Source organism: Bradyrhizobium vignae, assembly GCF_004114425.1.
GTDB lineage: Bacteria > Pseudomonadota > Alphaproteobacteria > Rhizobiales > Xanthobacteraceae > Bradyrhizobium > Bradyrhizobium vignae.
Map to the genome: position 1 here is coordinate 70,531 of NZ_RDQF01000003.1, position 25,247 is coordinate 95,777.

General features: G+C 64.5%; 28 protein-coding genes. 10 read left to right on the plus strand and 18 right to left on the minus strand.

Translation table 11 applies throughout. From position 1 onward, the window contains the following. Positions 1–214 precede the first annotated feature (214 nt). Positions 215–532 carry a ribbon-helix-helix domain-containing protein gene (locus EAV90_RS03265; RefSeq protein WP_129142580.1) on the minus strand — a complete coding sequence of 106 codons (318 nt, stop codon included), beginning with the start codon at positions 530–532 and terminating at the stop codon, positions 215–217. Positions 533–838: 306 nt separating this feature from the next. On the opposite strand from EAV90_RS03265, the gene mutL reads away from it, so the two are divergent. Beyond that, positions 839–2,650 carry a DNA mismatch repair endonuclease MutL gene (gene mutL, locus EAV90_RS03270; protein ID WP_129142581.1) on the plus strand — a complete coding sequence of 604 codons (1,812 nt, stop codon included), beginning with the start codon at positions 839–841 and terminating at the stop codon, positions 2,648–2,650. Between the two features lies 1 nt (position 2,651). On the opposite strand, the gene rsmD is transcribed toward mutL, so the two are convergent. Together rsmD and EAV90_RS03280 are read right to left on the minus strand one after the other, a co-directional pair. Next, positions 2,652–3,209, minus strand: coding sequence for a 16S rRNA (guanine(966)-N(2))-methyltransferase RsmD (gene rsmD, locus EAV90_RS03275; RefSeq protein ID WP_122400966.1), 558 nt, complete (start codon positions 3,207–3,209; stop codon positions 2,652–2,654). A gap of 1 nt (position 3,210) precedes the next feature. Beyond that, the gene (locus tag EAV90_RS03280) at positions 3,211–5,166 is read right to left on the minus strand and encodes a pseudouridine synthase (protein ID WP_164936756.1); all 1,956 of its coding nucleotides are present in this window, start codon (positions 5,164–5,166) and stop codon (positions 3,211–3,213) included. Positions 5,167–5,286: 120 nt separating this feature from the next. Here EAV90_RS03280 and EAV90_RS03285 point away from each other — a divergent pair, with 120 nt between their 5' ends. Further along, the gene (locus EAV90_RS03285) at positions 5,287–5,745 is read left to right on the plus strand and encodes a nucleoside deaminase (RefSeq protein ID WP_129142583.1); all 459 of its coding nucleotides are present in this window, start codon (positions 5,287–5,289) and stop codon (positions 5,743–5,745) included. A 143-nt stretch (positions 5,746–5,888) separates the two neighbouring features. Here EAV90_RS03285 and EAV90_RS03290 read toward each other — a convergent pair whose 3' ends face one another. Together EAV90_RS03290 and purD are read right to left on the minus strand one after the other, a co-directional pair. Continuing rightward, positions 5,889–6,791 carry an alpha/beta fold hydrolase gene (locus EAV90_RS03290; protein WP_129142584.1) on the minus strand — a complete coding sequence of 301 codons (903 nt, stop codon included), beginning with the start codon at positions 6,789–6,791 and terminating at the stop codon, positions 5,889–5,891. A 240-nt stretch (positions 6,792–7,031) separates the two neighbouring features. Continuing rightward, positions 7,032–8,315 carry a phosphoribosylamine--glycine ligase gene (gene purD, locus EAV90_RS03295; protein ID WP_129142585.1) on the minus strand — a complete coding sequence of 428 codons (1,284 nt, stop codon included), beginning with the start codon at positions 8,313–8,315 and terminating at the stop codon, positions 7,032–7,034. A 569-nt stretch (positions 8,316–8,884) separates the two neighbouring features. Between purD and EAV90_RS03300 the strand changes: the two genes are divergently transcribed. Further along, a complete protein-coding gene (locus EAV90_RS03300) occupies positions 8,885–9,400 on the plus strand; it encodes a hypothetical protein (RefSeq protein ID WP_129142586.1) in 516 nt (171 codons plus the stop codon). A gap of 323 nt (positions 9,401–9,723) precedes the next feature. On the opposite strand, the gene EAV90_RS03305 is transcribed toward EAV90_RS03300, so the two are convergent. Next, positions 9,724–10,023, minus strand: coding sequence for a transcriptional regulator (locus EAV90_RS03305; RefSeq protein WP_129142669.1), 300 nt, complete (start codon positions 10,021–10,023; stop codon positions 9,724–9,726). 414 nt (positions 10,024–10,437) lie between these two features. On the opposite strand from EAV90_RS03305, the gene EAV90_RS03310 reads away from it, so the two are divergent. After that, complete coding sequence (locus tag EAV90_RS03310; RefSeq protein WP_129142587.1) at positions 10,438–11,013, plus strand: GIY-YIG nuclease family protein; 576 nt, start codon at positions 10,438–10,440, stop codon at positions 11,011–11,013. 284 nt (positions 11,014–11,297) lie between these two features. Here the strand turns inward: EAV90_RS03310 and EAV90_RS03315 are convergent, their stop codons facing one another. Genes EAV90_RS03315 through EAV90_RS03330 form a run of 4 tightly spaced genes read right to left on the minus strand, consistent with a single transcriptional unit; the run spans position 11,298 to position 13,682 of the window. Continuing rightward, positions 11,298–11,597, minus strand: coding sequence for a winged helix-turn-helix domain-containing protein (locus EAV90_RS03315; RefSeq protein WP_129142588.1), 300 nt, complete (start codon positions 11,595–11,597; stop codon positions 11,298–11,300). Between the two features lie 2 nt (positions 11,598–11,599). Continuing rightward, positions 11,600–12,151: a hypothetical protein gene (locus EAV90_RS03320; RefSeq protein WP_129142589.1), complete on the minus strand. Its 552-nt coding sequence runs from the start codon at positions 12,149–12,151 to the stop codon at positions 11,600–11,602. After that, positions 12,148–12,669 carry a DUF2306 domain-containing protein gene (locus tag EAV90_RS03325; protein ID WP_129142590.1) on the minus strand — a complete coding sequence of 174 codons (522 nt, stop codon included), beginning with the start codon at positions 12,667–12,669 and terminating at the stop codon, positions 12,148–12,150. The genes EAV90_RS03320 and EAV90_RS03325 overlap by 4 nt, the downstream gene beginning before the upstream one ends. A gap of 2 nt (positions 12,670–12,671) precedes the next feature. Further along, positions 12,672–13,682 carry an alpha/beta hydrolase gene (locus EAV90_RS03330; RefSeq protein WP_164936757.1) on the minus strand — a complete coding sequence of 337 codons (1,011 nt, stop codon included), beginning with the start codon at positions 13,680–13,682 and terminating at the stop codon, positions 12,672–12,674. Between the two features lie 137 nt (positions 13,683–13,819). Between EAV90_RS03330 and xseA the strand changes: the two genes are divergently transcribed. Continuing rightward, the gene (xseA, locus tag EAV90_RS03335; RefSeq protein WP_129142591.1) at positions 13,820–15,442 is read left to right on the plus strand and encodes an exodeoxyribonuclease VII large subunit; all 1,623 of its coding nucleotides are present in this window, start codon (positions 13,820–13,822) and stop codon (positions 15,440–15,442) included. A 202-nt stretch (positions 15,443–15,644) separates the two neighbouring features. On the opposite strand, the gene EAV90_RS03340 is transcribed toward xseA, so the two are convergent. Together EAV90_RS03340 and EAV90_RS03345 are read right to left on the minus strand one after the other, a co-directional pair. Then, entirely contained in the window at positions 15,645–15,794 is a 150-nt protein-coding gene (locus EAV90_RS03340) for a hypothetical protein (RefSeq protein WP_122400957.1), read from the minus strand. A 207-nt stretch (positions 15,795–16,001) separates the two neighbouring features. After that, on the minus strand, positions 16,002–16,823 hold the full coding sequence (locus EAV90_RS03345; protein ID WP_162500117.1) for a dienelactone hydrolase family protein: 822 nt from the start codon (positions 16,821–16,823) through the stop codon (positions 16,002–16,004). 194 nt (positions 16,824–17,017) lie between these two features. Here EAV90_RS03345 and EAV90_RS03350 point away from each other — a divergent pair, with 194 nt between their 5' ends. Further along, complete coding sequence (locus EAV90_RS03350) at positions 17,018–17,245, plus strand: DUF2093 domain-containing protein (protein ID WP_014491939.1); 228 nt, start codon at positions 17,018–17,020, stop codon at positions 17,243–17,245. 16 nt (positions 17,246–17,261) lie between these two features. Here EAV90_RS03350 and EAV90_RS03355 read toward each other — a convergent pair whose 3' ends face one another. Beyond that, a complete protein-coding gene (locus tag EAV90_RS03355; protein WP_122400955.1) occupies positions 17,262–17,558 on the minus strand; it encodes a hypothetical protein in 297 nt (98 codons plus the stop codon). A 248-nt stretch (positions 17,559–17,806) separates the two neighbouring features. On the opposite strand from EAV90_RS03355, the gene EAV90_RS03360 reads away from it, so the two are divergent. The 4 genes from EAV90_RS03360 (at position 17,807) to EAV90_RS03375 (ending at position 20,544) form a co-directional block, all read left to right on the plus strand. Further along, positions 17,807–19,132: a pilus assembly protein TadG-related protein gene (locus tag EAV90_RS03360; protein WP_283810424.1), complete on the plus strand. Its 1,326-nt coding sequence runs from the start codon at positions 17,807–17,809 to the stop codon at positions 19,130–19,132. 74 nt (positions 19,133–19,206) lie between these two features. Then, the gene (locus EAV90_RS03365; RefSeq protein WP_129142593.1) at positions 19,207–19,647 is read left to right on the plus strand and encodes a TadE/TadG family type IV pilus assembly protein; all 441 of its coding nucleotides are present in this window, start codon (positions 19,207–19,209) and stop codon (positions 19,645–19,647) included. Continuing rightward, positions 19,644–20,021, plus strand: coding sequence for a TadE/TadG family type IV pilus assembly protein (locus EAV90_RS03370; protein WP_245509445.1), 378 nt, complete (start codon positions 19,644–19,646; stop codon positions 20,019–20,021). The genes EAV90_RS03365 and EAV90_RS03370 overlap by 4 nt, the downstream gene beginning before the upstream one ends. A 337-nt stretch (positions 20,022–20,358) precedes the next feature. Next, positions 20,359–20,544: a hypothetical protein gene (locus EAV90_RS03375; RefSeq protein ID WP_244607859.1), complete on the plus strand. Its 186-nt coding sequence runs from the start codon at positions 20,359–20,361 to the stop codon at positions 20,542–20,544. A 545-nt stretch (positions 20,545–21,089) separates the two neighbouring features. On the opposite strand, the gene lpxK is transcribed toward EAV90_RS03375, so the two are convergent. From lpxK to EAV90_RS03400, 5 genes are all read right to left on the minus strand, one after another. Further along, on the minus strand, positions 21,090–22,106 hold the full coding sequence (lpxK, locus tag EAV90_RS03380) for a tetraacyldisaccharide 4'-kinase (RefSeq protein ID WP_129142594.1): 1,017 nt from the start codon (positions 22,104–22,106) through the stop codon (positions 21,090–21,092). Continuing rightward, positions 22,099–23,433: a 3-deoxy-D-manno-octulosonic acid transferase gene (locus tag EAV90_RS03385; RefSeq protein ID WP_122400951.1), complete on the minus strand. Its 1,335-nt coding sequence runs from the start codon at positions 23,431–23,433 to the stop codon at positions 22,099–22,101. The genes lpxK and EAV90_RS03385 overlap by 8 nt, the downstream gene beginning before the upstream one ends. Then, a complete protein-coding gene (locus tag EAV90_RS03390; protein WP_122400950.1) occupies positions 23,396–24,109 on the minus strand; it encodes a lysophospholipid acyltransferase family protein in 714 nt (237 codons plus the stop codon). Before EAV90_RS03390 ends, EAV90_RS03385 begins: the two co-directional genes overlap by 38 nt. Continuing rightward, positions 24,106–24,348: a DUF4170 domain-containing protein gene (locus EAV90_RS03395; RefSeq protein ID WP_122400949.1), complete on the minus strand. Its 243-nt coding sequence runs from the start codon at positions 24,346–24,348 to the stop codon at positions 24,106–24,108. Before EAV90_RS03395 ends, EAV90_RS03390 begins: the two co-directional genes overlap by 4 nt. Positions 24,349–24,409: 61 nt before the next feature. Next, the gene (locus EAV90_RS03400; protein WP_129142595.1) at positions 24,410–25,216 is read right to left on the minus strand and encodes a 3'(2'),5'-bisphosphate nucleotidase CysQ; all 807 of its coding nucleotides are present in this window, start codon (positions 25,214–25,216) and stop codon (positions 24,410–24,412) included. Positions 25,217–25,247: the final 31 nt, after the last annotated feature.

Genomic DNA, 25,247 nt, shown 5'->3' on the forward strand with positions numbered 1-25,247 from the left:
CCTGATAGACGAACCGCTCTCCTCCGTCATTGCGAGCGAAGCGAAGCAATCCAGCGGAAAGATTCTGGATTGCTTCGTCGCAATTGCTCCTCGCAATGACGATGTGGAGGGAGAAGCCCGGATGGAGCGCAGCAATCCGGGACCACCGCCGCTGGTGGCACGAATCCCGGATTGCGCTGCGCTCCATCCGGGATACGCGCCTTTGTTGGGATAGCTATTCGGCCGCGTCGAGGATGGGCGCAACGGTTGCCTTGAAATCCTGGACTGGTGTGATGCTCCGGGAGCGGTAGATCAGGCAGGAGCACCGCAGCAGCGATGCGAAATTATTGACCTCGCCGTGATGGTCGAGCACCTCGTTGTAGAGCGTGGTCAGGAACTTGCCGAGGCTCATGCCCTCCTTGGCTGCGATCTCCTCCAGAGTGTCCCAGAACGCCATCTCCAGCCGAATCGACGTGCAGTGCCCACCGATTCTAAGCGAGCGGGTCTGGGATTCGTAGTCGCGTTGAGGCTGGTGCGCGAAGAGATGGCACATGGCGTCCTCCCGTCCTGTTGCCATTTTTTCACGATGCTACACCGCGGCCCGGCACCCCACAATCACGACAGTAGCCCGCAAGTGGCTTCATCCGGACTGCGCGATTTTCTCGAACGCCCAATGTCTTCAATGTGATAGGCATCCCTCTTCCCCAGGCCGCCACGCGGCTGTTGCCCAACGCATGCTTTTGACGCAACACGGCCTAGAATGGCGCCGACAGCGAATCCAAGTCAGAGCCCAAGTCAGAGCCCCAAGTCAGAGCCCCCAAGTCAGAGCCCCCAAGTCAGAGCCCCCAAGTCAGATTCCATGCCCGTCCGCCAATTGCCAGAACAGCTCGTCAACCGCATCGCCGCCGGCGAGGTGGTGGAGCGTCCGGCGAGCGTGGTGAAGGAACTCGTCGAGAATGCCATCGATGCCGGCGCGAGCCGGATCGACGTCTTCACCGATGGCGGCGGGCGGCGGCGGATCGGCATCACCGACGATGGCAGCGGCATGACCGCGAAGGACCTCGCACTCGCCGTGGAGCGCCACGCGACGTCCAAGCTCGATGACGAGGACTTGCTGCAGATTCGCACCCTCGGCTTCCGTGGCGAGGCCCTGCCTTCGATCGGCTCGGTGGCGCGGCTGTCGATCACGACACGCCATGCCACCGAGCCGCATGCCTGGGCGCTGTCGGTCGAGGGCGGCGAGAAGTCCGAGATCATGCCGGCGGCGCTGGCGCATGGCACCCGCGTCGAGGTTGGCGACCTCTTCTATGCAACACCGGCACGGCTGAAATTCTTGAAGACCGACCGCACCGAGGCGGAAGCGATCCGCGAGGTGGTGCGGCGCCTTGCCATGGCGCGGCCCGACATCGCCTTCACGCTCGCGGGCGAGGAGCGCGCGCCGGTGGCCTGGGCGGCCGCCCTGCCCGGCGCCGCCGGGCGGCTGACGCGGCTCGGCGATATTCTCGGCGCTGAATTCCGCAGCCACGCCATCGAGGTCCATGCCGAGCGCGAGGGCATCGTGGTTGCCGGCTATGCCGCGGCTCCCGCGCTGACCAAGGCCAACGCGCTCGGCCAATATCTCTTCGTCAACGGCCGACCGGTGCGCGACAAGCTGATCCTGGGCGCCGTGCGCGCCGCCTATTCCGACTATCTGCCGCGCGACCGCCATCCGGTGCTGGCGCTGTTCGTCACGCTCGATCCGCGCGAGGTCGACGCCAACGTGCATCCGGCCAAGACCGAGGTGCGTTTCCGCAACGCCGGCCTCGTCCGCGCGCTGATCGTGCACGGGCTGAAGGAAGCACTCGCGCGCGAGGGCCGCCGCACCGCCGCCAACAGCGGCGAGAGCGCACTGTCCTCATTCCGGCCCGCGTTCACGCCGCCGCGCCCGGCGAGTTGGGACTGGCGGACCTCGCCATCCGCCCCGGTCGCGCCGATGCCTTTCGAAGGCTCGGCTGCGCCGGCTTTCGCGGAGCGCGCGCAGGCGGCGTTCGATGTCGGTGCACCCAGCGCGGACGTGCGGATCGAGGCGCAGCCGGTGGCCGACCTCGTCGACCGCCCGCTCGGCGCGGCGCGCACCCAGATCCACGAGACCTACATCGTCTCGCAGACCCGGGACGGCCTGATCATCGTCGACCAGCACGCTGCGCATGAGCGCATCGTCTACGAACGGCTCAAGGCCTCGCTCGCCGCAAACGGCGTGCAGCGGCAGATCCTGTTGATCCCCGAGATCGTCGAGATGGACGAGGCGACTGTCGAGCGCCTGCTCGAACGCAGCGAGGAGCTGGCCTCGTTCGGCCTTGCCATCGAATCCTTCGGCCCCGGCGCGGTTGCGGTCCGCGAGACGCCGTCGCTGCTCGGCAAGACCAATGCCGTCGGGCTGCTTCGCGATCTCTCCGAGCACATGGCCGAATGGGACGAGGCTCTTCCTCTCGAACGCCGCCTGATGCACGTCGCCGCCACCATGGCCTGCCACGGCTCGGTGCGCGCCGGCCGCAGGCTGCGGCCCGAGGAGATGAATGCCCTGCTTCGCGAGATGGAGGAGACGCCGAACTCCGGCCAGTGCAATCACGGCCGCCCGACTTATGTCGAGCTGAAGCTGAGCGACGTGGAGAAGCTGTTCGGACGGAGGTGAGTTAAGCGTCTCGCTTCAAAAACACGAACTCCGTATCGTCGTACGCGCGCCGCTCCAATTCCTCAAAACCCTCCGGCGTCACGAATTGCGCGGCCTTGGCCTCCTCCACCACGAGCAACGCGCCCGGGGTGAGCCAGCCGCCGTCGCGCAAGGACGCAAGCGCCTTCTCCGCAAAGCCCTTGCCATAGGGCGGATCGAGGAACACCAGCGAGAACGGCTCGACGGGATGCGCGGGACCGAGATCGGTCGCGTCGCGACGATAGACCTTGGTGACGCCGCCAAGGCCCAGCGACTCGACATTGTTGCGCAACAGCGCGCGCGCCTCGGCGCCATTGTCGACGAACAGCGTGAACTTGGCACCGCGCGAGGCCGCCTCGATGCCGAGCGCGCCGGTGCCGGCGAAGAGATCGAGCACGCGCGCATCCGCAATCGGATCGTCATAGGCGTGCACGAGGATGTTGAACACGGATTCTCGCAGCCGATCCGCCGTGGGACGGATGTCGCGCGAAGACGGTGAGGCGAGATTGCGCCCCTTCAGGCGACCGCCGACCACGCGCATGCTATTCATCCCGCGGCGTCAGGTCGCGCTTGCCGTGATAGCCGCGCTTGGGACGGCGCGGCGGGCCATAGCCGCTCGCTTCCATCTCGTTGCGCTCGCGCGCCTCCTCGCTGCCGGTGCGCTGCACCAGCACGCGGCGGCCCTTGCGGTCGCTGATGACCGCGCGCTTGCTGGCGGGCTTGTTCTCGCGAGGCGCATCGCCGCCGCCCGCAGAGGATTTTTGCGGTACGTCGAACTGCGCGCCCGACTTCTCGATCACCTTCTCGCCGAGCTGCTCGCGCAGCACGCGCGAGCGGATCTCCTCGACCTGGCCTTCCGGAATCTCCCCGAGCTGGAACGGGCCATAGGAGACGCGGATCAGCCGGTTCACCTCGAGGCCGAGATGGGCGCAGACATTGCGCACCTCGCGGTTCTTGCCTTCGCGGATCGCGAACACCAGCCAGACATTGGCGCCCTGGTCGCGTTCAAGCGTCGCCTCGATCGGACCGTATTTGACGCCCTCGACCTCGATGCCGTTCTTGAGCGCGTCGAGCTGCGCCTGGGTGACGTCGCCATGGGCGCGGACACGGTAGCGGCGCAGCCAGCCGGTGTCCGGCAGCTCGAGCGTGCGCGCGAGGCCGCCGTCATTTGTGAGCAGGAGCAGGCCTTCGGTGTTGAAGTCGAGCCGGCCGACGCTGATCAGCCGCGGCAGGCCTTCGGGCAGATTGTCGAATACGGTCGGGCGCCCCTCGGGGTCGTCATGCGTCGTCATCAACCCGCGCGGCTTGTGGTAGAGGAACAACCGCGTGCGCTCGCGCTCCGGCAACGGCTTGCCGTCGACCATGACGACGTCGTTCCGGGTGACGTCGAGCGCCGGCGAGTTGATCACCCTTCCGTTGACGGTGACGCGGCCCTGCGTGACCATTTCCTCGGCGTCGCGGCGCGAGGCAAGGCCCGCGCGCGCCAATACCTTGGCGATGCGCTCGCCGGCCTTCTTCGGCTTCGGCGCGTCATCGCGGCGTGGCCGGCCCTCGAAATCACGATCGCGCTCGCGATAGGCGCCGCGGCCGCCGAAGGCCGGGCGCTTCTCGAAAATCCTGCTGTCGTCCTCATTGTCGCGGCGCGGACGATCGCGGAAACGGCCCTCGCTGCGCGGATGCTCCTGCCAGTCCATGCGGCCTTCCGGCCGCTTCTCGCGCGAGCGATTGAAGCGCGGACGATCGTCACCGGACCGCTCCTCGCGCGGGCGCGAGAAACGCGGGCGATCATCACCCTCTTCCCGGCGCCGGGAGAAACGCGGACGCTCATCGCCATGGCTACCTTCACGCCGATCGTCGCGCTGACGCCAGGGCTTCTCGTCGCTGCGATCGCGGCCGCCGAAATCCTTGTCGAAGGACTTGCGCGGACGGTCACCACCCGGGCCCGCCTCGCGCTTCTGCCACGGCTTGGAATCGCCGCGCTCGCGCGGACGATCGCCAAAGCTGCGCTTGCGGTCGCCGCCCTCGAAGTCGCGCTTGCGATCTCCCGGGTCGCCCTTGCGATCCCGGAAGTCGCGGCCGCGGCCAAAATCCTTGCGCGGCCGATCCGAACCGCCACGCGAGAACTTGCGATCCTCGACACGCCGCTCGCTTCGCTCGCCACGTGGCGCGCGCTCGTCACGGTCGAAATTCGGACGATCGCCGCGCGGCTTGAACGGCCGGTCGCCACGCGGCTTGAAGCTGCGCTCCTCGCCGCCGCGGTCCTCGCGCTTGAAGCGGGGACGATCACTGAACTCGCGACGCGGGGCATCGCCCTCATCGCGACGACGGAACGGGCGGCTGTCGCGGTCGCCGCGGGACGGGCGGCTGTCGCGAGCGCCCTTGCCTTCGAACCCGCGCTTGGCGAATTTCTTCTCGGGGCCGCGCGGCTTGCCGCTGCGGCCTTTGGCCGGGCCTCGCCGGCCGCGGGAATCGTTGTCTTTGTCGCTGTCGCGAGGCATGAATGATCTCACTTAGGGGGTCGCGCGAGGAGCATTGCGCGCGCTCGTTCGGAGCCGCATGCTCAGGCAAAACCGGTATCCACTCTTGCTGAAGGCGGAGCTAGTAGCAGGTTTCTGGCGATGATACGAGGCATGAAAGCCCCTTCTTTCATGGATTTGGCGCTTCTGGCGGCCGAAAATGCCGGAAAATCGGGCGAAGTTCCGATCGGATGCGTGGTGGTCCGCAAGTCCGAGGTCGTCGCCACCGCAGCCAACCGGACGCTGACCGACCACGACCCCACCGCCCATGCCGAGATCATCGCGCTGCGCGAGGCAGCGAGCAAGATCGGGAGCGAGCGCCTCGTCGACTGCGACCTCTACGTGACGCTGGAGCCCTGCACCATGTGTGCGGGCGCGATCTCCTTTGCAAGGGTCCGCCGGCTCTATTACGGCGCCGCCGATCCCAAGGGCGGCGCGGTGGAGTCGGGCGTGCGGTTCTTTGCCTCGCCGACCTGCCACCACGCGCCGGACGTCTACTCCGGCGTCGGCGAGAGCGAGGCGGCGCGGCTGCTCAAGGAGTTTTTCCGGGAGCGAAGGTAAGGGGTCTCTCCCCGCCATTGCGAGCCACCGGGTCCGTGCGAAGCGCGGCCCGATGACAGGCTCAGCGAAGCAAATCCAGGGTCTTTCCGCGGAGACGGACTGGATTGCTTCGTCGCAAGGGCTCCTCGCAATGACGGTGTGGCTCAAGCCGAGAAAAACTCGCGCAACGCCTTCGCGGTGACGTCCGGGTTCTCCTCGGTGAGGAAGTGCCCCGAGTCCACCGGCATGCCGTCCACGTTGGTCGCCCATTGCTTCCACGTCTCCAGCGGCGTGGCGGCGGCTTGCGCGACGCCGGCATTGCCCCACAGCGTCAGCATCGGGACCGTGATCTTCTTGCCGGAATCGAAATCGGCCTTGTCGAGGTCGTAGTCGAAATAGGCGCCGGCGCGGTAGTCCTCGCACATCGCGTGCACCCGGGCGGGATCACGGAACGGGGCGATGTAGTGTTCGAGCGCGCGCGGGTCGATCGCGTCCAGCGTCTTCGACTTGGTCTGGCTCGCCATCTTGAAGCGCAGGAAGAACTCGCCATTGCCAGAGATCAGCGTCTCCGGCAGCGGATAGGGCTGGGCCAGGAAGGTCCAGTGATAGATCTTCAAGGCATAGGCGCGGTTCATCCGCTCCCAGTAATTATAGGTCGGCAGGATATCGAGCACGGCGAGCTTCGAGAGCCGGCCGGGATGGTCGAGCGCAAGGCGATAGGAGACGCGGCCGCCGCGGTCGTGGCCGGCGAGCGCGAAGTGCACGTGACCGAGACGCTCCATCGCCTCGACCATGGCTTTCGCCATCGCGCGCTTGCTGTACGGGATGTGCAGCGCATCGCTTTCGGGCATGTCGGACCAGCCGTAGCCCGGCAGATCGGCGATGATCAGCGTGAAATTGTCGGCAAGCTCCGGTGCCACGCGGTGCCACATCACATGCGTTTCGGAGAAGCCGTGCAGGAGCAGGAGGGGCGGCCCGCTGCCGCCGACGCGGGCGAAGATGCGGCCGAAGGAGGTGTCGATCCATTCGGCGGCAAAGCCCGGATAAAGGTCGGCGAGATCGGACATCTTCTTGCATCCTTATCTGGTCAGTCGCGGAGCCGGCCCGACAAACAAAAATGTCGAAAACGACCCCATGCACAGTAGCGGTATTATATGCGGGGCTGCTAACCCCAACAGGCAATTGGATATTTCTGGCGTGTCGATGTGGCGGCGCGGTGGCGAAAATGTCGAGATTCCGGATCGGCGCGTTCGGCACGCCGTCCGGAATGACACCTCAAGTCTTGGCCTTCTCAAGTCTTGGCCTTCTCAAGTCTTGGCCTTCTCCGCATCGACCGCCTGCCAGCCGATGTCGCGGCGGCAGAAGCCTTCCGGCCAGTCGATGCGGTCGACGGCCTGGTAGGCGCGGGCCTGCGCTTCCGTCACGGTCGCACCGAGCGCGCAGACATTGAGCACGCGGCCGCCATTGGCGAGGATCGCGCCGTCCTTGGCAACCGTGCCGGCGTGGAAGATCTCGACGCTCTCGACCTTGGCGGCCTCCTCCAGCCCCTGGATGCGCGTGCCCTTCTGGTAGTCGCCGGGATAGCCCTTGGCGGCCATCACCACCGTGAGCGCGGATTCCGGATACCAGCGCAGATCGAAATGCTTCAACTCGCCGTCGCAGGCGGCGAGCAGCGCCGGCACGATGTCGCTCATCATGCGCAGCATCAAGACCTGGCACTCGGGATCGCCGAAGCGGACGTTGAACTCGAACAGTTTCGGGCCCTGCGTCGTCAGCATGATCCCGGCATAGAGCACGCCGCGGAACGGCGTGCCGCGCTGCTTCATGCCTGATACCGTCGGCAGGATGATCTTGGCCATGATCGCGTCGTGGATCCCTGGCGTCACCAGCGGCGTCGGCGAATAGGCGCCCATGCCGCCGGTGTTGGGGCCGACGTCATGGTCGAACACGCGCTTGTGGTCCTGGGCAGAGGCCAGCGGGATGGCAGTCTCGCCGTCGCAGAGCGCGAAGAAGCTGATCTCGCGGCCCGGCAGAAACTCCTCGATCACGACCTCGGTGCCGGCCTCGCCAAAGGCGCCCTCGAACATCATGGCGATGGCATCCTCGGCCTCGCGCAAGGTCTTGGCGACGACGACGCCCTTGCCGGCGGCAAGGCCGTCGGCCTTGATCACGATCGGCGCGCCCTGGCTCTGCACATAGGCGCGCGCGTCCTGTGCGTTGGTGAATCGCTCATAGGCACCGGTCGGAATGCCGAACTCGGTGCAAAGCGCCTTGGTAAAGCCCTTGGAGCTCTCGAGCTGCGCCGCCGCCTTGCTCGGGCCGAACGCCTTGATGCCGGCCGCAGTGAGATCGTCGACGATGCCGGCCGCCAGCGGCGTCTCCGGCCCGACCACGACGAGTTCGACCGCGTTCTTCTTGCAGAAGTCGATCACGGCGGCATGGTCGGCGACATCGAGCGCCACGCATTCCGCCTCGCGCGCGATGCCGGCATTGCCGGGCGCGCACCAGAATTTGGTCACCAGGGGAGAGGCCGCGATCTTCCACGCCAGAGCATGTTCGCGGCCGCCGGAACCGAGCAGGAGAATGTGCATCGAAGGCTCAGAAATGAGGGGTTTTGCTGGGGGCGGAGGTCGCACGAATCGGGGCGGGTGTGAAGGGGGGAGGCGCTCCGGATTCGATCTCCGCTTTCGGCTGAGTAACGGACATTGCTGAAAGCTCGACGCCGTAACGAACGTTAGGTCAATTTTGTACAAGTCGAGCGCGCTTTATGATTGCGCTTTCAGGAGCACTCATCGATAGATAGTCGGGAAGAATGCAAGAGGTCTTGCCGGGCTCTTAAGAGGGACGGAATGTAGGAATGCCGACAGCCACTGGAGACGGGATTATCTTCGGACCCGATGATGACGGGGTCTCCTATATTTCCCTGTATTATCATCGAGGTCTTCCCACAGCTCAAAAGAGCACGTGGCTGGATGACGTACCTCCACCCGAAGAATATGGCATCTTCTGCGGCTGCTTTGCTCCCTTATGGAGGGATAAGGGCAATTCGCTCAACGATGTACGACTGGCGTCATTGCTGTTTGGGGAAAGGTGCGAAGCTTGAAGTTGCGCTGCACACACGTTGCGGCAACTGGTATGCGGACTTGAAGGAGGACGACTGATGGCTCTGAGTGAACGAATGAAGATCCTGCAAGACGCAATGTCCGAATACAGCGACATGACGGTTAAGAGCTTCCGGACCATCGAAGCGCTTGGAGATGCAATCGTGCAGCACTTGCCAATCTATCTAGGTGAAGGGTCTGAAGCACGGGGCGTGCCGCCTGAAGGCGAGTTTCAAGAGGAGGCGGGCGACTACCGAGGTGCAAAGTTCAGTACCCACGTCAAAGGGACCTTGACGTTAGCTCCTATCCAGATGGGTGTTGCAGTGGGCATTCCGCGTACAAGCGGTAACGGTAAGTTCTGGCCGCGCGTGGTGCTAGAATTTGAGATGATAGGCGATGCCATAACAATCAGAATTGGCGATAGCCCGCGAGCGCTGCGAGGCATTCCCCTCGATTTCGGCGAACAGGACGTCGAACGGGTCTGTGAGGAGATTCACGAGTACATAAGAGCGGTATTGGAGAGCCCCGTCAAAGTCGCAACTGCGGTGACCAAAGGGAAACTTGGTTTCATCTAGTCGCACGCGCGGGAGAACGGCACTCATGGAAGTCACCTTCGGTGGCAGCGAATTGACGGACCAATGACTCCCGACTTCGATGCGATGAACGAAACTGACGTGCGAGAAATCATCGTGGAATTACGGTGACAGTGCACACAATACATAAGGCTTGGATGCTCGATAGCAGTCGATCATTGAGAGCATTGTCACTGCAATTCCGAAATCCCTCAGGGGAAACGGTCCGAACTCTCCACATTCAATTCGCCCGTCGTTCCGGGGCTCGCGCCCAAGGGGCGCGCCCCGGAATGACGAGAGGAAACGCCACGGAATAGCGAGGCTGGCTAAACCTGCTTCCCCGCAATGATCTCCTGCGACGTCGCCACATGCCGCGCGAACGCCCCGCGCCCCGCCGCCGTGGCTGCCACCGTGGTCTGCGGCTTCTTGCCGACGAACGCCTCCTCCACGGACGCATAGCCCGCCTTCGCTAGCGTCTCTATATGCGCGCGGAAATTGCCGTCGGTGGCGCCGGTGAGCTTTTTCAGGCGCGCGAACTCCAAACCGGCCGACACGAGCAGTGCGTTCAGCGCCGCCATGATCTTGAGCCGCAGCGGCTGGTGGATGATGTCGTCGAGCTCGGCCATCAGACGCCGCATCCAGAGGCCGCCGAGGACCAGGTCGCCGCCGTTGACGAAGGCCATCCAGAGCGGGAAGGCGTCGCCGATGTACAAGAACCCAATCAGGGTCAGCGCGGCGATGCCGAGGCCGATTGCCAGGAAGGCAGCCTAGCGAAACCCATCACACGTGTTCCTCGAAGCATCCGTAAAGCTAATCGACCGGGCGCCACCCGCGGTTTGTCGTCACTTGCACGGATGACAGCCGCGATGACGGAGCAGGAATAGGAAAGCAATGGGTTTCTCATGAGCTCAACTCATCCTACGAGCTACACGTTCCGGGCCAACCCCGTCACCCAGCAGTTTGAGATGTGCCGGCCGGAGGTTGACAAACCTCGAGCCTATCACTTCATTTGCTGAGCCGGAAACCACCTAGGAGCCTCGATGGCATCCATCTACGCTCTCTATTCCTGCCGCGACGGGCGGGTACGATACGTCGGGATGACGACCGGCACCATCGATCGCCGTTTTGTGCAGCACCGGCGGGGTCCTTATGACGGGATAGGTGTCGTGCGAGGCTGGATGCGTGACGAGTGGAATGACGCCTTTCCGGTTCGGACCGCATTGCTCGAATGGTGCGACATAAGTCAGGTCAGCGATCGTGAAACATACTGGATTAATCTCTTCGACAATCTCCTGAATACGCGGAAGTATTATCGCCCTCAGCAGGCTCCGCAATGCCGTGCGCGGACTCCCAGGATTGCCGTCATTGCAGAATACATGCGCAACCACACCTTCAACTTTGAAGGCAGACAGGGCATCCATTATCGGCATAGCCTTGATATGTATTTTGTGCTCGTTCCCGACAGGGATGAGGGGCTTCGCCCATTGATCGGCGATGAGCTTCCTGGAGGAAGCAGGCCGATGTGGTTTTCCGACCTTGCCCGCGCCATTGATGCGCGCGACAGGTATCGTGGCCTCTTCCCAAAGATGCAGTGGCCGCGTGACAAGGTGATTTGATCAGCCCGTAGGATGGGTTGAGCCCTTGCGAAAGCCATCACACGTGTTGCCCGAAGCGCCTGTAAAGTTAAATGATCGGGCGCCATCCGCGCTTCGGATGACAGCGGCCATAACTGAGAGCCTGAAGAGGAAAGCGATGGTTTCGCAAGGGCTCAACCCATCCTACGAACCGTTATTCCGGGGCGCGCGCAGCGCGAACCCGGAATCCATTGAGCGGCAGCGTCGGCGGTGGAATGGATTCCGGGTTCGTGCCCAAGAGGGCGCGCCCCGGAAGACGGCGGAGCCTAACCCTGCTTCCCCGCAATAATCTCCTGCAACGTCGCCACATGCCGCGCGAACGCGCCGCGGCCGGCGGCGGTGGCGGTCACCGTGGTCTGCGGCTTCTTGCCTACAAACGCCTTGTCCACCTGGACATAGCCGGCCTTGGCCAGGGTCTCGATATGCGCACCGAGATTGCCGTCGGTGGCGCCGGTGAGCTTCTTCAGGCGGGCGAATTCCAGCCCGACCCCTGCAGGCAGGGCGTTCAGCGCCGCCATGATCTTCAGGCGCAGCGGCTGATGGATGATGTCGTCGAGCTCGGCCAATGCTAGCTCCGCCGCATCCAGAGGCCGCCGAGGGTCAGCCCGCCACCGTTGACGACTGCCATCCACAGCAACAGCGATATGCCCGGGATGTAGAAATAACCAATCAGCGTCAGTGCAATGATGGTGGCGCCGATCACGAGGAAAGCGTAGCCGAACCACACCCCCGCCATCATGTAGAACAGCATGATGTAGATCGGCCAGAACGCCGTCTGTTGGCGCGGGGTGAAATGGCCGAAATAGCAGACGAAGATGCCGAAGGCGACGATCAGCAGAAATGTCAAGAGATAGCGGATGTCGAACACGCGAATGCGGTTTCGGGACCGGTGATAGGCGCCGATGGCAAGGAAGCCGACGATCGAAACCGTGTAGATGCTGATCCAGAAATAGAGTCCATAGCGCGGCCAGAGCCAGCCTGCGATGTTGCCGACGAACGCCAGCACGCCCCACATCAACAAAGCCAGGCTCGAAACTTGATAGATCAGCGACTGGCGCACGCGGCGAACGGTGTCGTCGATATCCGCCATCGCGTCCGCGGCTTGCTTGCTGTCGATCATGACGGCGCTCCAGCCTGCCCGGCCAATCCGGTGGATGGCGCCGCCACATCTGATGGAGGCCGGTACTTGCGGATCACGAGATGGGCGATCGTCATCGTCGCGACCGACACGATCAGTGCGGTCAAGCCGCACTGGTTCCGCATCGTCAGCGGCAACAGCCGCAACGCCGTGTTGATTGCCGCGGCCGACATCAGCGCTACATAGGACCAGGCGATGAAGTGGTAGTGGATGGATCTCCAGTTCGACGGCCTCGGCATGCGCAACAGCGGGACGACCGCCAGCACGATGCAGGCGAAATTCACGATCGCGGCGACATGGAAGACGTTGAAATGCCCCGTGAACCGGTGGATCAGCAAGGTCGTGCCGTCAGAGACCAGCATGGCATAGACGTAGAAGTAACCGCGCGCACGGTGGCCGGCACCGCGCTTGGGACGCAGGAACTGGATGAGCCCGACGGTACTGCAGAGCAGCGCCAGCACCAGATGGATCGTACCTGCGAGGGTCAAATGCGCCATCATGGTCAGCTCCCCGCTGCACCGCGCGTCGCCACGTCCTCGGCGATCGCGGAGACGGCTTTCGGATTGGTGACGATGCCCATGTGGTTGATGCCGTCGATGATCTTGACGTCGACCGACGGCTTCACCGCTCGCACGACTTCCGCATATTTGTCCGAGATCATCATCTCGTCCTCGGCGGCGCCGAAGATCGTGACTGGACGTGTCGTCGCCGGAAGATCGATGCGATAGCCGCGCGTCCCGAAGTTGCGCATCAGGCGGTCCGAATAGGTGGAGACGAGGTACTTTGCCGAGCTCGGCGGCACGGCCAAGGCGAGCACCGGCAGCTGCGAACAGCAGTCGATGCCGAGCCTGCGCAATGCCGTCAGGCCGAGGAAGCGCGGGAGATCGATGTTGGCCCAGCCGCCGGCCTTCGGCCTGTTGGTCGGCGCGTCATAGCCGAGATAGGGCGCGAGCAGCACGGTGCGGACGAACATGTCCTGCATGATCGGTGTCGCGGCGACGCGCAGCGAGAAGCCGGCGCCGGCGGAATGGCCGATCAGGGTCAGCGGCAGATCGGGCGCGCTCTTGCGGACATGAGCGACGAAATCGATCAGGTCATCCTCGAGCTGGCCGACATAGAAGATGTCGCCGCGCGTGCCGGAGCCGCCATGGCCGCGGATGTCCAGCGCCCAGGTCTCCACCCCGTGCGCGGCGATCGCATGGGTCAGCGCGTGATTGACGGTGCCGCTGGAGCCGGAAGAGCCATGGATGAAGATCGCGCCGCGGCCTGTCTCCGGGCCGGTCGGCGCATAATGGCGATAGCCGATCCAGGTGCCGTCACGGGCCTGAAAGCGCTCGAGCGGCGGCAGTGTGGACCAGTCGATGCCCTTGGCGGAATCCGAGACCGATCGCATCTCGGGCGGCCGCTCCAGCGGCATTGCGATCATGGCGCCCAGAATCAACGCCACACCGCCGATTGCACACAGGACCCATTTCAGGCCGTTCAAAACGCCGCGCAGGAGCCGGATCGCCATGCCATCGCCCTCAAACCCATTAATCAACAGAGAACTCTATAGTACAGAGTACTCTTTCGATCAACCCGGGGATTGGCGCCGCGCGGCGAAAATCCTTAACGTCGGGTCTGACCCCAAAATGCCGAATCGTTTTTGAGATGCCGCCTGCGGAACAACTGCTCAACGCGCCCGAATTCACCGTCTCCGAGTTGTCCCTGTCCCTGAAGCGGACGGTCGAGGACGCCTTCGGCCATGTCCGCGTCCGCGGCGAGATCTCCGGCTTTCGCGGGCCGCATTCCTCCGGCCATTGCTATTTCGCGCTCAAGGACGAGAGCGCCAAGATCGAGGCGGTGATCTGGAAGGGCGTGCACGGCCGCATGCGCTTCAAGCCGCAGGAAGGCCTCGAGGTCATCGCCACCGGCAAGTTGACCACTTACCCCGGCTCCTCAAAGTACCAGATCGTGATCGAGGCGCTGGAGCCGGCCGGGATCGGCGCGCTGATGGCGCTGATGGAGGAGCGGAAGAAGAAGCTCGCCGCCGAAGGCCTGTTCGACGAGGCGCGCAAGCAGCTCTTGCCCTGGCTGCCGGAGGTGATCGGCGTCGTGACCTCGCCGACCGGTGCCGTCATTCGCGACATCCTGCACCGGCTGGAGGATCGCTTTCCCCGCCGCGTGCTGGTGTGGCCGGTCAAGGTGCAGGGCGACGGCTCGGCCGAGCAGGTCGCGGCCGCGATCCGCGGCTTCAACGCGATCCCTGAGGGCGGCAAGATTCCCCGTCCCGACGTGCTCATCGTCGCGCGCGGCGGCGGCTCGCTGGAGGATCTCTGGTCGTTCAACGAGGAGATCGTGGTCCGCGCAGCCAGCGACAGCATGATCCCGCTGATCTCGGCGGTGGGGCATGAGACCGACATCACGCTGATCGATTTCGTCGCCGACAAGCGCGCCCCGACGCCGACGGCGGCGGCGGAGATGGCGGTGCCGGTGCGCAGCGACCTGTTCGTCGAGGTCGCCGATCTCGCGCGGCGCACCCGTGCCTGCTGGCAGCGCGGCCACGAGAATCGCCGTAACGAGCTGCGCGCCGCCGCGCGCGCGCTGCCGGCGGCCGGCGATCTCCTGGCGATCCCGCGGCAACGGCTGGATGCGGCGGGCGCCTCCCTGCCCCGCTGCCTCAAGGCCAACACGCACGCGCATTTCCGCAGATTCACCGCCGCAAGTTCAAAACTGACGCTGCGGGTGCTGCACGGCCAGATCGCGCAGGCCGATCACCGCCTCACCGTGTGCGGCGAGCGGCTCGGCCTGTCCGCACGCTCGCTGCTGCGGCAGCGGCGCGATCGCTTTGCCGGGTTGGAGGTGCGCCTGCGTGCCTCAAGACTTTCGAATGCGCAGGCGCAGCGCAACGCGATTGCGCGCCAGCGCGAGCGCACGCATCGACTGGCCGAGCGCGCGGGCCGCGCGCTCGTCACGCTGCTGCACCGGCTCGATGCCCGTGTCGAGAACAGCGGCAAGCTGCTCTCCGCGCTGTCCTATCGCAGCGTGCTCGCGCGTGGCTTTGCGCTGGTGCGCGATGAGGCCGGCCATCCCCTGCATGCGGCCGAGTCGATCGGTCCCGGCGCACGCGTCGAGATCGAGTTCGCGGATGGCCGCGTCGGCGCAACGGCGGATACGGATCGCCCGCCCCCCGCGGTAAAGCGCGCGCCATCGCAGGCAAAGCCGGCCACGCAGGACACAAAGCCGGCACCGAAGCGGGTGGTCAAGCCGGTGGATCAGGGCAGCTTGTTCTGAGGCGCGAGGAGCGAGCGCTCCGCCCTCGGCGTCATTCCCCGCCTTGTGCGCAATTGCGCACTGGAGCGGGGAATCCAGTACGCCGCAGCTTCTCTGTGAATCACTGACGTCTCGGCGTACTGGATCGCGCGGTCCCGGCTCCGCCAAGGCTTCGGCGGACAAGTCGCTGCACTCGCAATGACGAGGTGGAACCAGCCTAGCTCTACCGGCAGGACAATCCCGCGTCGATCGTGGTCCAGAAGCCGCAATGTTCCGGCGCAAGCTGTGGGGCGCCGGCATGGGCCTCGAACAGGAGGATCACGACGGTGAAGACGATCAGCGCGGAGGCGAAGAGCGTGATGCGGTTGCGCATGTGAAATGCGTTTAATCGACATCATGGTCGAATGATGGCGCCGCCACAGGCTGAAACCGCATCAAGGCGCGATCCGTAGATTCCAGGTCGGCCATTTTCCGTGCACGGCGGTGGTCGATGCGGGGCTGTCCGCCTGATGTTGTTCCCGGATGGCCCCGCTTCCGCCTTCGCTCTACGAGCTACGGCGCGGCAAGTCCGCTCATCCGGTTACCGCGCCAGCCATTGCGCGACGTCCTTCTGCGAGGCCGCGCGCGCCTCGGCGTCCGTGCCGAAATGGCCGTGCTCGGGCGCGGCAGCGTCGCTGTCGGCAGCACCGTGCAGAGGTATGTTGGCGCGGTCGAAATCATGGTCGGCGCCGGGATAGACCACGATGCGCGCGAGCGCGCTGCGGCCGCGCGCGCCGTCCACCATCTGCCGGCAGGCCGGCGGCGACGACACGTCGTCATCGGCGCCGATCAGCACCAGCGTCGGCACCCGCGTGCTCCACCCCAAACCCGCCGAGATCCGGCAATCCGGATAGAACGCGATCGCGGCGCGGAAATCCGGACCGAGATCGCGCCCCGCGCTCTGCGGGCGCACGGCCCAGAGCAGCGCGCTCGCCCCATTTGCCCAGCCGATCAGGCTGACGCGGTCGCGCGCCACCCAGGCCTGCTTCATCAGCCAGGCGCGCGAGGCCGCGATATCGGCGACACGCTCGCGCCGCGCCTTGACATGCATCTCCTTGACGCGGCATTGCGGCCCGAGCTCGCGCGAGCCGTAGCTGTCGGGCAGCAGCACGGCATTGCCGGCCTCGAGCAGGCGCTCGGCCCAATCGCGATAGCGCGGCAGCACGGGATCGGAATGGCCACCCAGGCCACCGCAGCCATGCAGCGCGATCACGGTCGGAAACGGGCCCGCGCCCTCGGGCTTGTAGAGCTGCGCATGAAGGACCCCGGACGCGAGCGGGATGTCGACCGGCTGCGGCGCGGGCGAGGCGGGCGCGGCCGATATCAGCAGCGTCATGAACAGGGCGGTCAGTCGAAGGCGCATCGGACTCTGCCGCAGGAGGTGCCGGAACCAGCGACCCTTCAGTTCAAGCATTATCACGCGGAAACGGCGGCAAAACATCACAAACCGGTGGGTTTAACGGGCGGACAAGCCACCCCATCTATGCTACATCTCATCCAACACATCGTGCCCTCCAAGGTCTTCCATGGAGAGGCGTTCCGTGGAGACTTTCGACCGTGCTGAACAAGTTCGGCCCCTCGGGCCATGGCGAAGCGCAGGTGCAGTATCTCGACGGCGATTTCCGCGTGATCTCGCCGGGGACCTTCGTGCGCTGCGCGATCACCGACACGCGAATCCCGCTCGACGAGCTGAAGTACTGGAGCGTGGATTTGCAGGAGGCCTACGCCACGCCCGCCGCGGTGCTGCAGCGGCACTTTCCCGGAGCACTGAAGCCGCAGCCGTGAGGCCGCGCCCGCGCGCCTATTGTTGTTCAGCGCCATCCGTGCCGACGCAGGTCTTGATGAAGGCCTTCCTGGGCTCGCCGACGACCTTCTGATCAATCGCCTGCTTCAGGCAATCCACCCGCGCCTGCGCCATGCAGAGCTGGAGTTGGTCGCGCTTGTCCTGTCCTTTCAGGTTTGCCGTCGTGGCGAGACACGTCACGCGCTTGGTCGCGGGAACCGGCACGGTGGTGGGAGCAGCGGACGGCGTTTGTGCCAGCGCGGGCGCGATGATCAGACACACAAGGCTGGCGGCGGCCGCGGTCGGCAGTTTCATCGAATTCTCCTGATCGTCCGAAGTGGATAGGAGTCTCGTGATGAATGTGGCCTGAATGTCAGGCATGTCGCGGCGAAGGGTGTGCCACCGTCCACTTCGAGGTGGGTCTCTCTCGCGCGCGAAACCGGCCCTTCGCACAACCCCCCGAGAATCAACCGATGCCTAAAATTGTCGCTGTCCGATTGGGCTACGTTTAATCCGTTGGCCTCACAGTTCTCGGGAAAAAGTGGCAATGTGCGGGGAAGCAGATGGCGCGCCGGAGACTTTGCAGCCGCTCGGCTAATGCACCATGGAGCCGGTCATGTGGCTCCGTTCGTGAGCACGAACAGAGGGCCAGCCTGGTTCAACAATTCGTCCGCGACCAGTCGGGCAGCTATGTCGTCATTTCGGCGCTGCTTATGCCGGTCCTGGTCGGCACCGCAGGTCTCGGGACTGAAGTGGGATGGTGGTACTATAAACATAAGAACATGCAGAGCGCGGCCGATTCCGGCGCCGTCAGCGCTGCAACAGCGGCGGCTTCCGGCGCTGACCCCTTGTCCGAAGCGAAGGCAGTTGCGGCAAACTACGGTTACGCAGACGCGGCGAACAACGTCACGGTTACGTTGAATCAGCCGCCGAAAACAGGCAGTCATACGTCAGATCTGCAGGCAATCGAAGTCATCGTGAGTCAGCCGCAACAACGGCTGCTCTCGTCCTTGTTCGGCTCGGGTCCTGTCCTCATCACCGCGCGCGCGGTCGCCCTGCCCAACTCGGGGACAGGGTGCGTCCTTGCGCTCAACTCGAGCGCCAGCCCCGCGGTCAACGTGAGCGGCGGCAACCAGCTCAACCTGATCAAGTGCAACCTCTACAGCAACTCAGGCGCAAGCCCATCGCTCAATGTTGCAGGCAGTGCGTCGGTCTCCGCAAATCAGGTCGGAGTCGTCGGCGACGTCTCCGGGGCCAGCAGCATCACCGCGACCAATGGCGTCAAGACGCACATCATGCCGGTCGCCGACCCCTATGCGAATGTTTCTCCCCCTCTAGAGCCGAGCTGCACGAACGCCAAGATCACGGTCAACGCCAACGGAAAAACCAATTCCCTCGCTCCCGGCTGTTACACAGGCAGCATTACGGTCAATGCCGGCGCAACCCTGAATCTTAGTCCGGGCATTTATTATCTCGACGGGGCCAATCTGAGCGTCGCGGGAAACGCCACGATCACGGGCAGCGGCGTGACCCTGGTTTTTACGGGTTCGGGAAGCGATTGGGGGACCGCTTCAATCGGCAGCAATGCGATCATCGATTTGACGGCGCCAACCAGCGGCGCCACGAAAGGCATCGTCATGTACGGTGACCGCAATATGCCGGCCGGGACCTCCTTCAATCTGACGGGCGGCGGCACCCAGAACTTCGGCGGCGCCATCTACCTGCCAAAGGCCAACCTCAGCTTCAGCGGCGGCAACGGCACGAGCACGTCCTGCACCAAGATCATCGCCGATACGCTGACGTTTACCGGCACGTCGAACCTTCAGGTCAATTGTTCCTCGCTCGGCACCGCGACGATAGGGTCGCAAACCGCGCAACTCGTCGAATGAGATTGGGTCCGATGCAAATCCAGAGGTCCGTATCCGCGAGCCGTGATCGCCTGCTCAACGCTCTCAGGGGGCACTTGCGCGCTGCCGCCGCCGACAGCCGCGGCGTCGCGGCCGTCGAATTCGGCATCATGATCCCGTTGCTGTCGTTGATGGTCGTTTCGCTGACCGACATTGGACTCGCGCTCTATCGCAAGATGCAGGTTGAAGAGGCCGCACAGGCGGGGGCGCAGTATGCGATCGTGCGCGGCTACGATGCGAGCGGCATCTCCGATGCCGTGACAAACGCCACCAATTCCACAGCCATTACCGCTTCACCTGCGCCGACCCAATTCTGCGGATGTCCAACGAGTGCGGGAATTAGCGCCGTCAGTTGCGGGACGGTCTGCACCGGTGGCGCGCAGGCCGGAACATATACGACAGTCTCGGCGCGCGCGACGTACTATACGCTCATCAACTATCAGATCGTGGCGACGACATACTCCTTTAGCGCCCAGTCCACCGCGAGGCTACAGTGAAACTCACAGCGCTGTGGCACGACGATCGGGGCGCGTCGGCGCTGGAATTTGCCCTGACCGCTCCCGCGTTCTTCCTGTTCATCTTTGGGATCATCGAATTCGGATTGTTGTTCTGGACTCAGCTCGGGCTTCAGCACGGGGCCGAAATGGCGGCGCGCTGCGCAACGGTCAACAGCACGCTGTGCCCGAGCGGCAGCGCGATCACCAACTACGCGGCCCAGCAGGCGTTCGGCCTCACGCTTCCGGCGGGGACATTCACCTATTCCGCGCTGACATGCGGCAACCAGGTCAGCGCGAGCTACGCATTCGAGTTTCCGCAGATCCTCAATCTCTCGCCGGTGATGCTGACCGCTCAGGCGTGCTTTCCGAGCTGAACTCGCAGCGATTTGCCGCTCCGCGTTGCATCGAGCAGTGCGTGCACTCCTTGGTGAGTCATTTCGCGCTGTGGTTGGATTCTTTGTTGCGGTTCGGCGCCCTTAAGTTGTTTGACGAAGTCTTGGTGAAACAAAGGGCTGCTACAATGCACGTTAGGTAATTGGCCCTGTTCTTTTTATCGCACGGACGATCAAGTCAACCAAACAGCCATCGAGCTTTGGAATTGGCGCGGTCTGTGAACGGGCTCATAACGAAGAGCCATCCGACGGGCTACGATCACCTCGAAAATTTGCGGTGGAATTTCTGTAATTCGAAAATCAATCGATGGGGGTGATCATGCCCGCCATTTTCGACCTGCTCTATCGTGAATATTGCCGGGCCCGTCTCGCTGAAATGCGCAATCAGCTTCTGATCGCAGCTGAACGCTCTGAGACTCTCGAAGCGGATCATCATCCTGCAAAGCGGGATGACGATGAGAGAACGGATGCACACCGCGAGGCTGGTCACAGCATGCCGAATTGAAGCGGCCCAAGACCGGCGATCACTCCCGCGCAGCAATGACCAAGCGATTGGCAACAGTTTGGGAGGCAGCAATGAATACACCCGAGTCCTATACCGTCATCGTGGCCTGCGTCTCGTGCCTCACCATTATCGGAATGATGGCAGTCGGGGCGTGGTGAGCATGCCGCCTCGCCGCACTGCAGACGTGGCTCTGACTTTCACATGAGCACAGCCGCCACGTCGCCTGACTGCGGCGGCTGCGCTTCGGATCCGGATCTCAGCCTCCAGGCGGGGTATACGAAGAACGCAGCTTCGCCGCTTCTGGCATGTTCTCCTCTGAACTTTGGCAATGACTCTCGATGCCGTTCCGAACGGGTCGTTACGGCCGCTGCACCTGATGTGATGAAAGATACGTTGCCCGCCGTGGGCATTTAACGCCGCCGATGATTGCCGGGAGTTCGGCACGTCCCGGTGACGGCTCTCATGCGAGGCTACATCAACTTCCGAACGTGCGGAAGAGGATTCGCCAGCCGCGACGTTTCGCGTTTCGGGCTAAGGCACAGACCTCAACGCGAGCTGAACCGCCGCTCGCGCGCCTTGTACAGATGATAGCTGATCAATTCCCGCAGCTTTGCCGGTTCATCGAATTCGAGCTGAACGGCAAACGGCACGATGCCATCAGGCACGCCTTCGCGGCCGCGCAGGCGTGCAAGGTCCTTCTCCGTCGTCACCAGCGTGAGCTGCTCGCGCCGCGCTTCCGCTACGAGCGCCGCGATCTCGTCTTGCGAAAACACGTGGTGGTCGGCGAAAGCGCGCGCGTGCGCGACCTCGATGCCGCTCGCACGCAGAGTGCGGAAGAAGCGGTCGGGATCACCGATGCCGGCGAAGGCGAAGACCCGCTTTCCGAGCAGCTGCGTGAGCGATGCCGTAACCGGCTTCAGCCGCGCGCGCAGCTCGGGCTTGTCGCGCTTGGCAAGCTCGGCCGCGACATCGTTGGCAGCACGGCCATCGCCGATCAGCACCAGCGCGTCGGTGCGCGCGAGCTGCGCCTGCAGCGGCGCGCGCAGGGGGCCTGCGGGAAACACCCTGCCGTTGCCGAGGCCGCGCTCGCTGTCGATCACGATCAGGGAGGCGTCCTTGAACAGACCAGGATTCTGGAAACCATCATCCATCAGGATCACGGTGGCGCCCTGCGACTTCGCGAGCGCGACGCCGTCGAGACGGTCGCGCGCGACTGCGACCGGGACGTCGCTCGCCATCATCAGGGGCTCGTCGCCGACGTCGGTTGCGGTGTGACGTGCGCGGTCGACCGTGACCGGGCCCTTCAGGCGTCCGCCATAGCCGCGGCTGATCACGACCGGCGTCTCGCCGAGCTCGCGCAAGAGCTTGGTCAACGCCAGCACGGTCGGCGTCTTGCCGGCGCCGCCGACATGGTAGTTGCCGACGCAGATCACGGGGATGCCGGCATCCACGCCCGTGCGCTGCATGCGCCGTGCGGTGATGGCGCCGTAGAGCACACCCAGGGGAGAAAGGACATGCGAAAGCGGGGAACGCGGCCGGTACCAGAAGGCCGGCTCACGCATTGGCGGCTCCCATCTCGATCCGCAACTGCAACAGATACGGCTCGAGCGCGGCCATGGTGCGATCGAGCGCACCGCCAAGCTGCTCGACCACGCCCGAGGCTGCGCGTTGCATCTTGTCGCGCACGGTCGGCTCGGCCAGAAGCTGTCCGAGCTGCTTGACCAACGCCTCCTGCGTGTCGGCCTGCCGTGCCCCGCCGCTCGCATCGAGCGCCTCATAGACATCGGCGAAGTTGAACACGTGCGGACCATGGACGATCGCGCCGCCAAGCTTGATCGCTTCGATCGGATTCTGGCCGCCATGGTGGATCAGCGATCCGCCCATGAACACGATTCCCGAGAGCCGATAGAACAGCCCGAGCTCGCCCATGGTGTCGGCGACATAGACGTCGGTCGTCGCCGTCGGCAGCTCCTCGCGCGAGCGCAATGCCGGTTTCAGGCCCGAGGCCGTGATCAGGCCTGCGATCGAGGAGCCGCGATCCGGATGCCGCGGCACGATCACGGTGAGAAGCTGCGGGAAGAAACCGACGAGACTGCGATGCGCCGCCACCAGCATCTCGTCCTCGCCCGGATGGGTCGAGGCCGCGACGATGATCGGCCTGCCGCGCGTCATCGCCATCAGCCGTTCGAGCTTGGCCTGATCGGCCGGCGGCGCCGGCACGTCGAGCTTGAGATTGCCCGTGGTGACGACGTCGCGGCCGCCGAGCGCGGAGAAGCGCTCCGCATCGATCTTCGACTGCGCAAGACAAATGTCGAACCGCGACAGCAGCGCCGAGATGGTTCCGTGCATGCGCCGCCAGCGCGGGAAAGAACGCGGCGACATCCGCCCGTTGATCAGCACCATCGGCACCCGACGCGCCGCGCCGGCGAGGATCAGGTTCGGCCACAGATCGGATTCGATGAACAGCGCCAGCGACGGCTTCCAGTGATCGAGGAAGCGCGCGACATAGCGCGGCGAGTCATACGGCACGTATTGATGGATGACATCGGGCGGAAAGCGCTTTGCCACCACCGCCGCCGAGGTGACCGTGCCCGAGGTGAGCAGGATACGCAGGTTGAGATCGCGCAGGCGCTCGATCAGCGCCGCCGCGGCCAGCACCTCGCCGACGCTGGCGCCGTGAATCCAGACCAGCGGGCCATGCGGCCGCACGTCGCGGGACAGGCCACGCCGCTCGCCGACCCGCGCGGGATCCTCCTTGCCCTGCTTCAGCCGCCGCTTGATCAGCGCAGGCGCGAGCGGCACCAGGCCGCTAGCCAGGCGCCGATACATCCGCAGCGTCATCGGCAGCGAACTAGGCATCTTCAGGTCCCGGGCGGCCGAGCTGCGCATAGGCGCGGCGGGTCGCCTCGTTCAACGTGTCTTCCAGCTCCTGCCGCAGCGCTTCCATCGTGGCGGCGTCGGCATCTGCGGGAACGTGGATTTCCTTGATGCCGACCAATGCGCCCCGCCCGAATGGCAGATTGATGGTGGTGCGGTCCCAGTTCTTGAGCCGGACGAAGCGGCTGGTCGCCATCGCGAAAGGCATGATCGGCCGTCCCGATTCCCGTGCCAGCATGATGATGCCGAGCCCGGCCACGCGCGAACGCTTGGGGACATCGGCGGTCAGCGCGACATTACAACCGTCCTGGAGCGTCCGCACCATTTCCTTGAAAGCGCCGACCCCGCCCTTGCGGTGGAAAGCCCCGCCATGATCGCCGGAACCCCTGATCGTGCCGATGCCTAGCCGCTCGGCGGCGATGGCGTTGAACTCGCCGTCGCGATGCCGGGAGATCAGGACCCTGGCCTTGTAGCGGTCCTTGTTCTTGATGAACGGGGTGAGGAAGTGCTGGCCGTGCCAGAAGGCGAAGATCGCCGGGATCTGCGGTTCGACGCGTTCATAGACATCCGGCGGATCGAACGTGAACCTGTTGGTCCGCCAGACAAAGCGCAGATATTCGGCCGCCAGGACCCCGACGGCACGCTGAACGAAGCTGCTTCGCAGCGTATTGCGAAGCAGTTTCTTCAACGTGCCGGTTCTTGATTCGGATCGAGCAGCCGATGCAGGTGCACGATGAAATAGCGCATCTGCGCATTGTCGACCGTGCTCTGCGCCTTGGCCCGCCAGGCAGCGTGGGCGGTGGCATAGTTCGGATAGAGGCCGACGATGTCGACCTCGTCCAGATTCTTGAAGGTGTTGTGGTCGAGATCGACGAGCTCGCCGCCGATGACGAGGTGAAGCAGTTGTTGCGGGGCACTATCTGGCATGAGTTCTGTTCCTAACGGGCTGCCCGGCAAAGCAGTGTTCGAGAAGCACGACGAAAGCGCTTTAGGCTAAGGGACGGTTGCGAAAATGCGCGACAATGCCCGCATGACGATCGCGTCCCGCTGCCACCAGCACCCCGTGCGCCACTTCCCGGCGGTTATAGAGGATGGGTTCTCCGGAGAGGTCGCTCATCCTACCATCCGCTTCCTGCACGATCAAATCGGCCGCGGCAAGATCCCAATCATGGCTGTTGCCCCCCGCAAAAGCCGCATCCAGCGCGCCGTGGGCGACCCGGCACAGCCGCAGCGCGAGCGAGCCGATTCGCCGGTGCAGCTTGATCTCGCCGAGTGACGGCTTCAGCCGCTCGACCAGGGGCTTCGGGCCGGCGACGCGGGCGAAGTCGAGCTCGGATCCGCCCGTCGCCCGCACCGGCTTGTCGTTCAGCGTCGTGCTCTGGCCGCGCACCGCGAAGAAGAACTCGTCGGTCGCCGGCGCGAACACCGCGGCCAGCACCGGCGCGGCGTCCTCCACCAGCGCGACGCTGACGCACCATTCGTCGTGCCCGCCGAGATAATTGCGGGTGCCGTCGATGGGATCGACGATCCAAGTCAGCCGCCGCGACAGCCGCACCGCGTCGTCAGCGCTCTCCTCGGACAGCCAGCCATAGTCGGGAGTGGCAGCGCGCAGGCGCGTTTCGAGCAGATCATTGACCGCGATATCGGCTTCCGACACCGGCGAGGACGCGCCCTTGATCCACTTCCTCAGCTCGGTGCGGAACATCGACTGCGCGAGCGCGCCCGCGTCCCGCACCGTGTCCTTCAGCAGCACCGCATCGCGGGTCAGGATGGACTTGTCGAGAACAGGCGTCATCGGGTCAACCGAGCCCGCATGCGAAGACCAC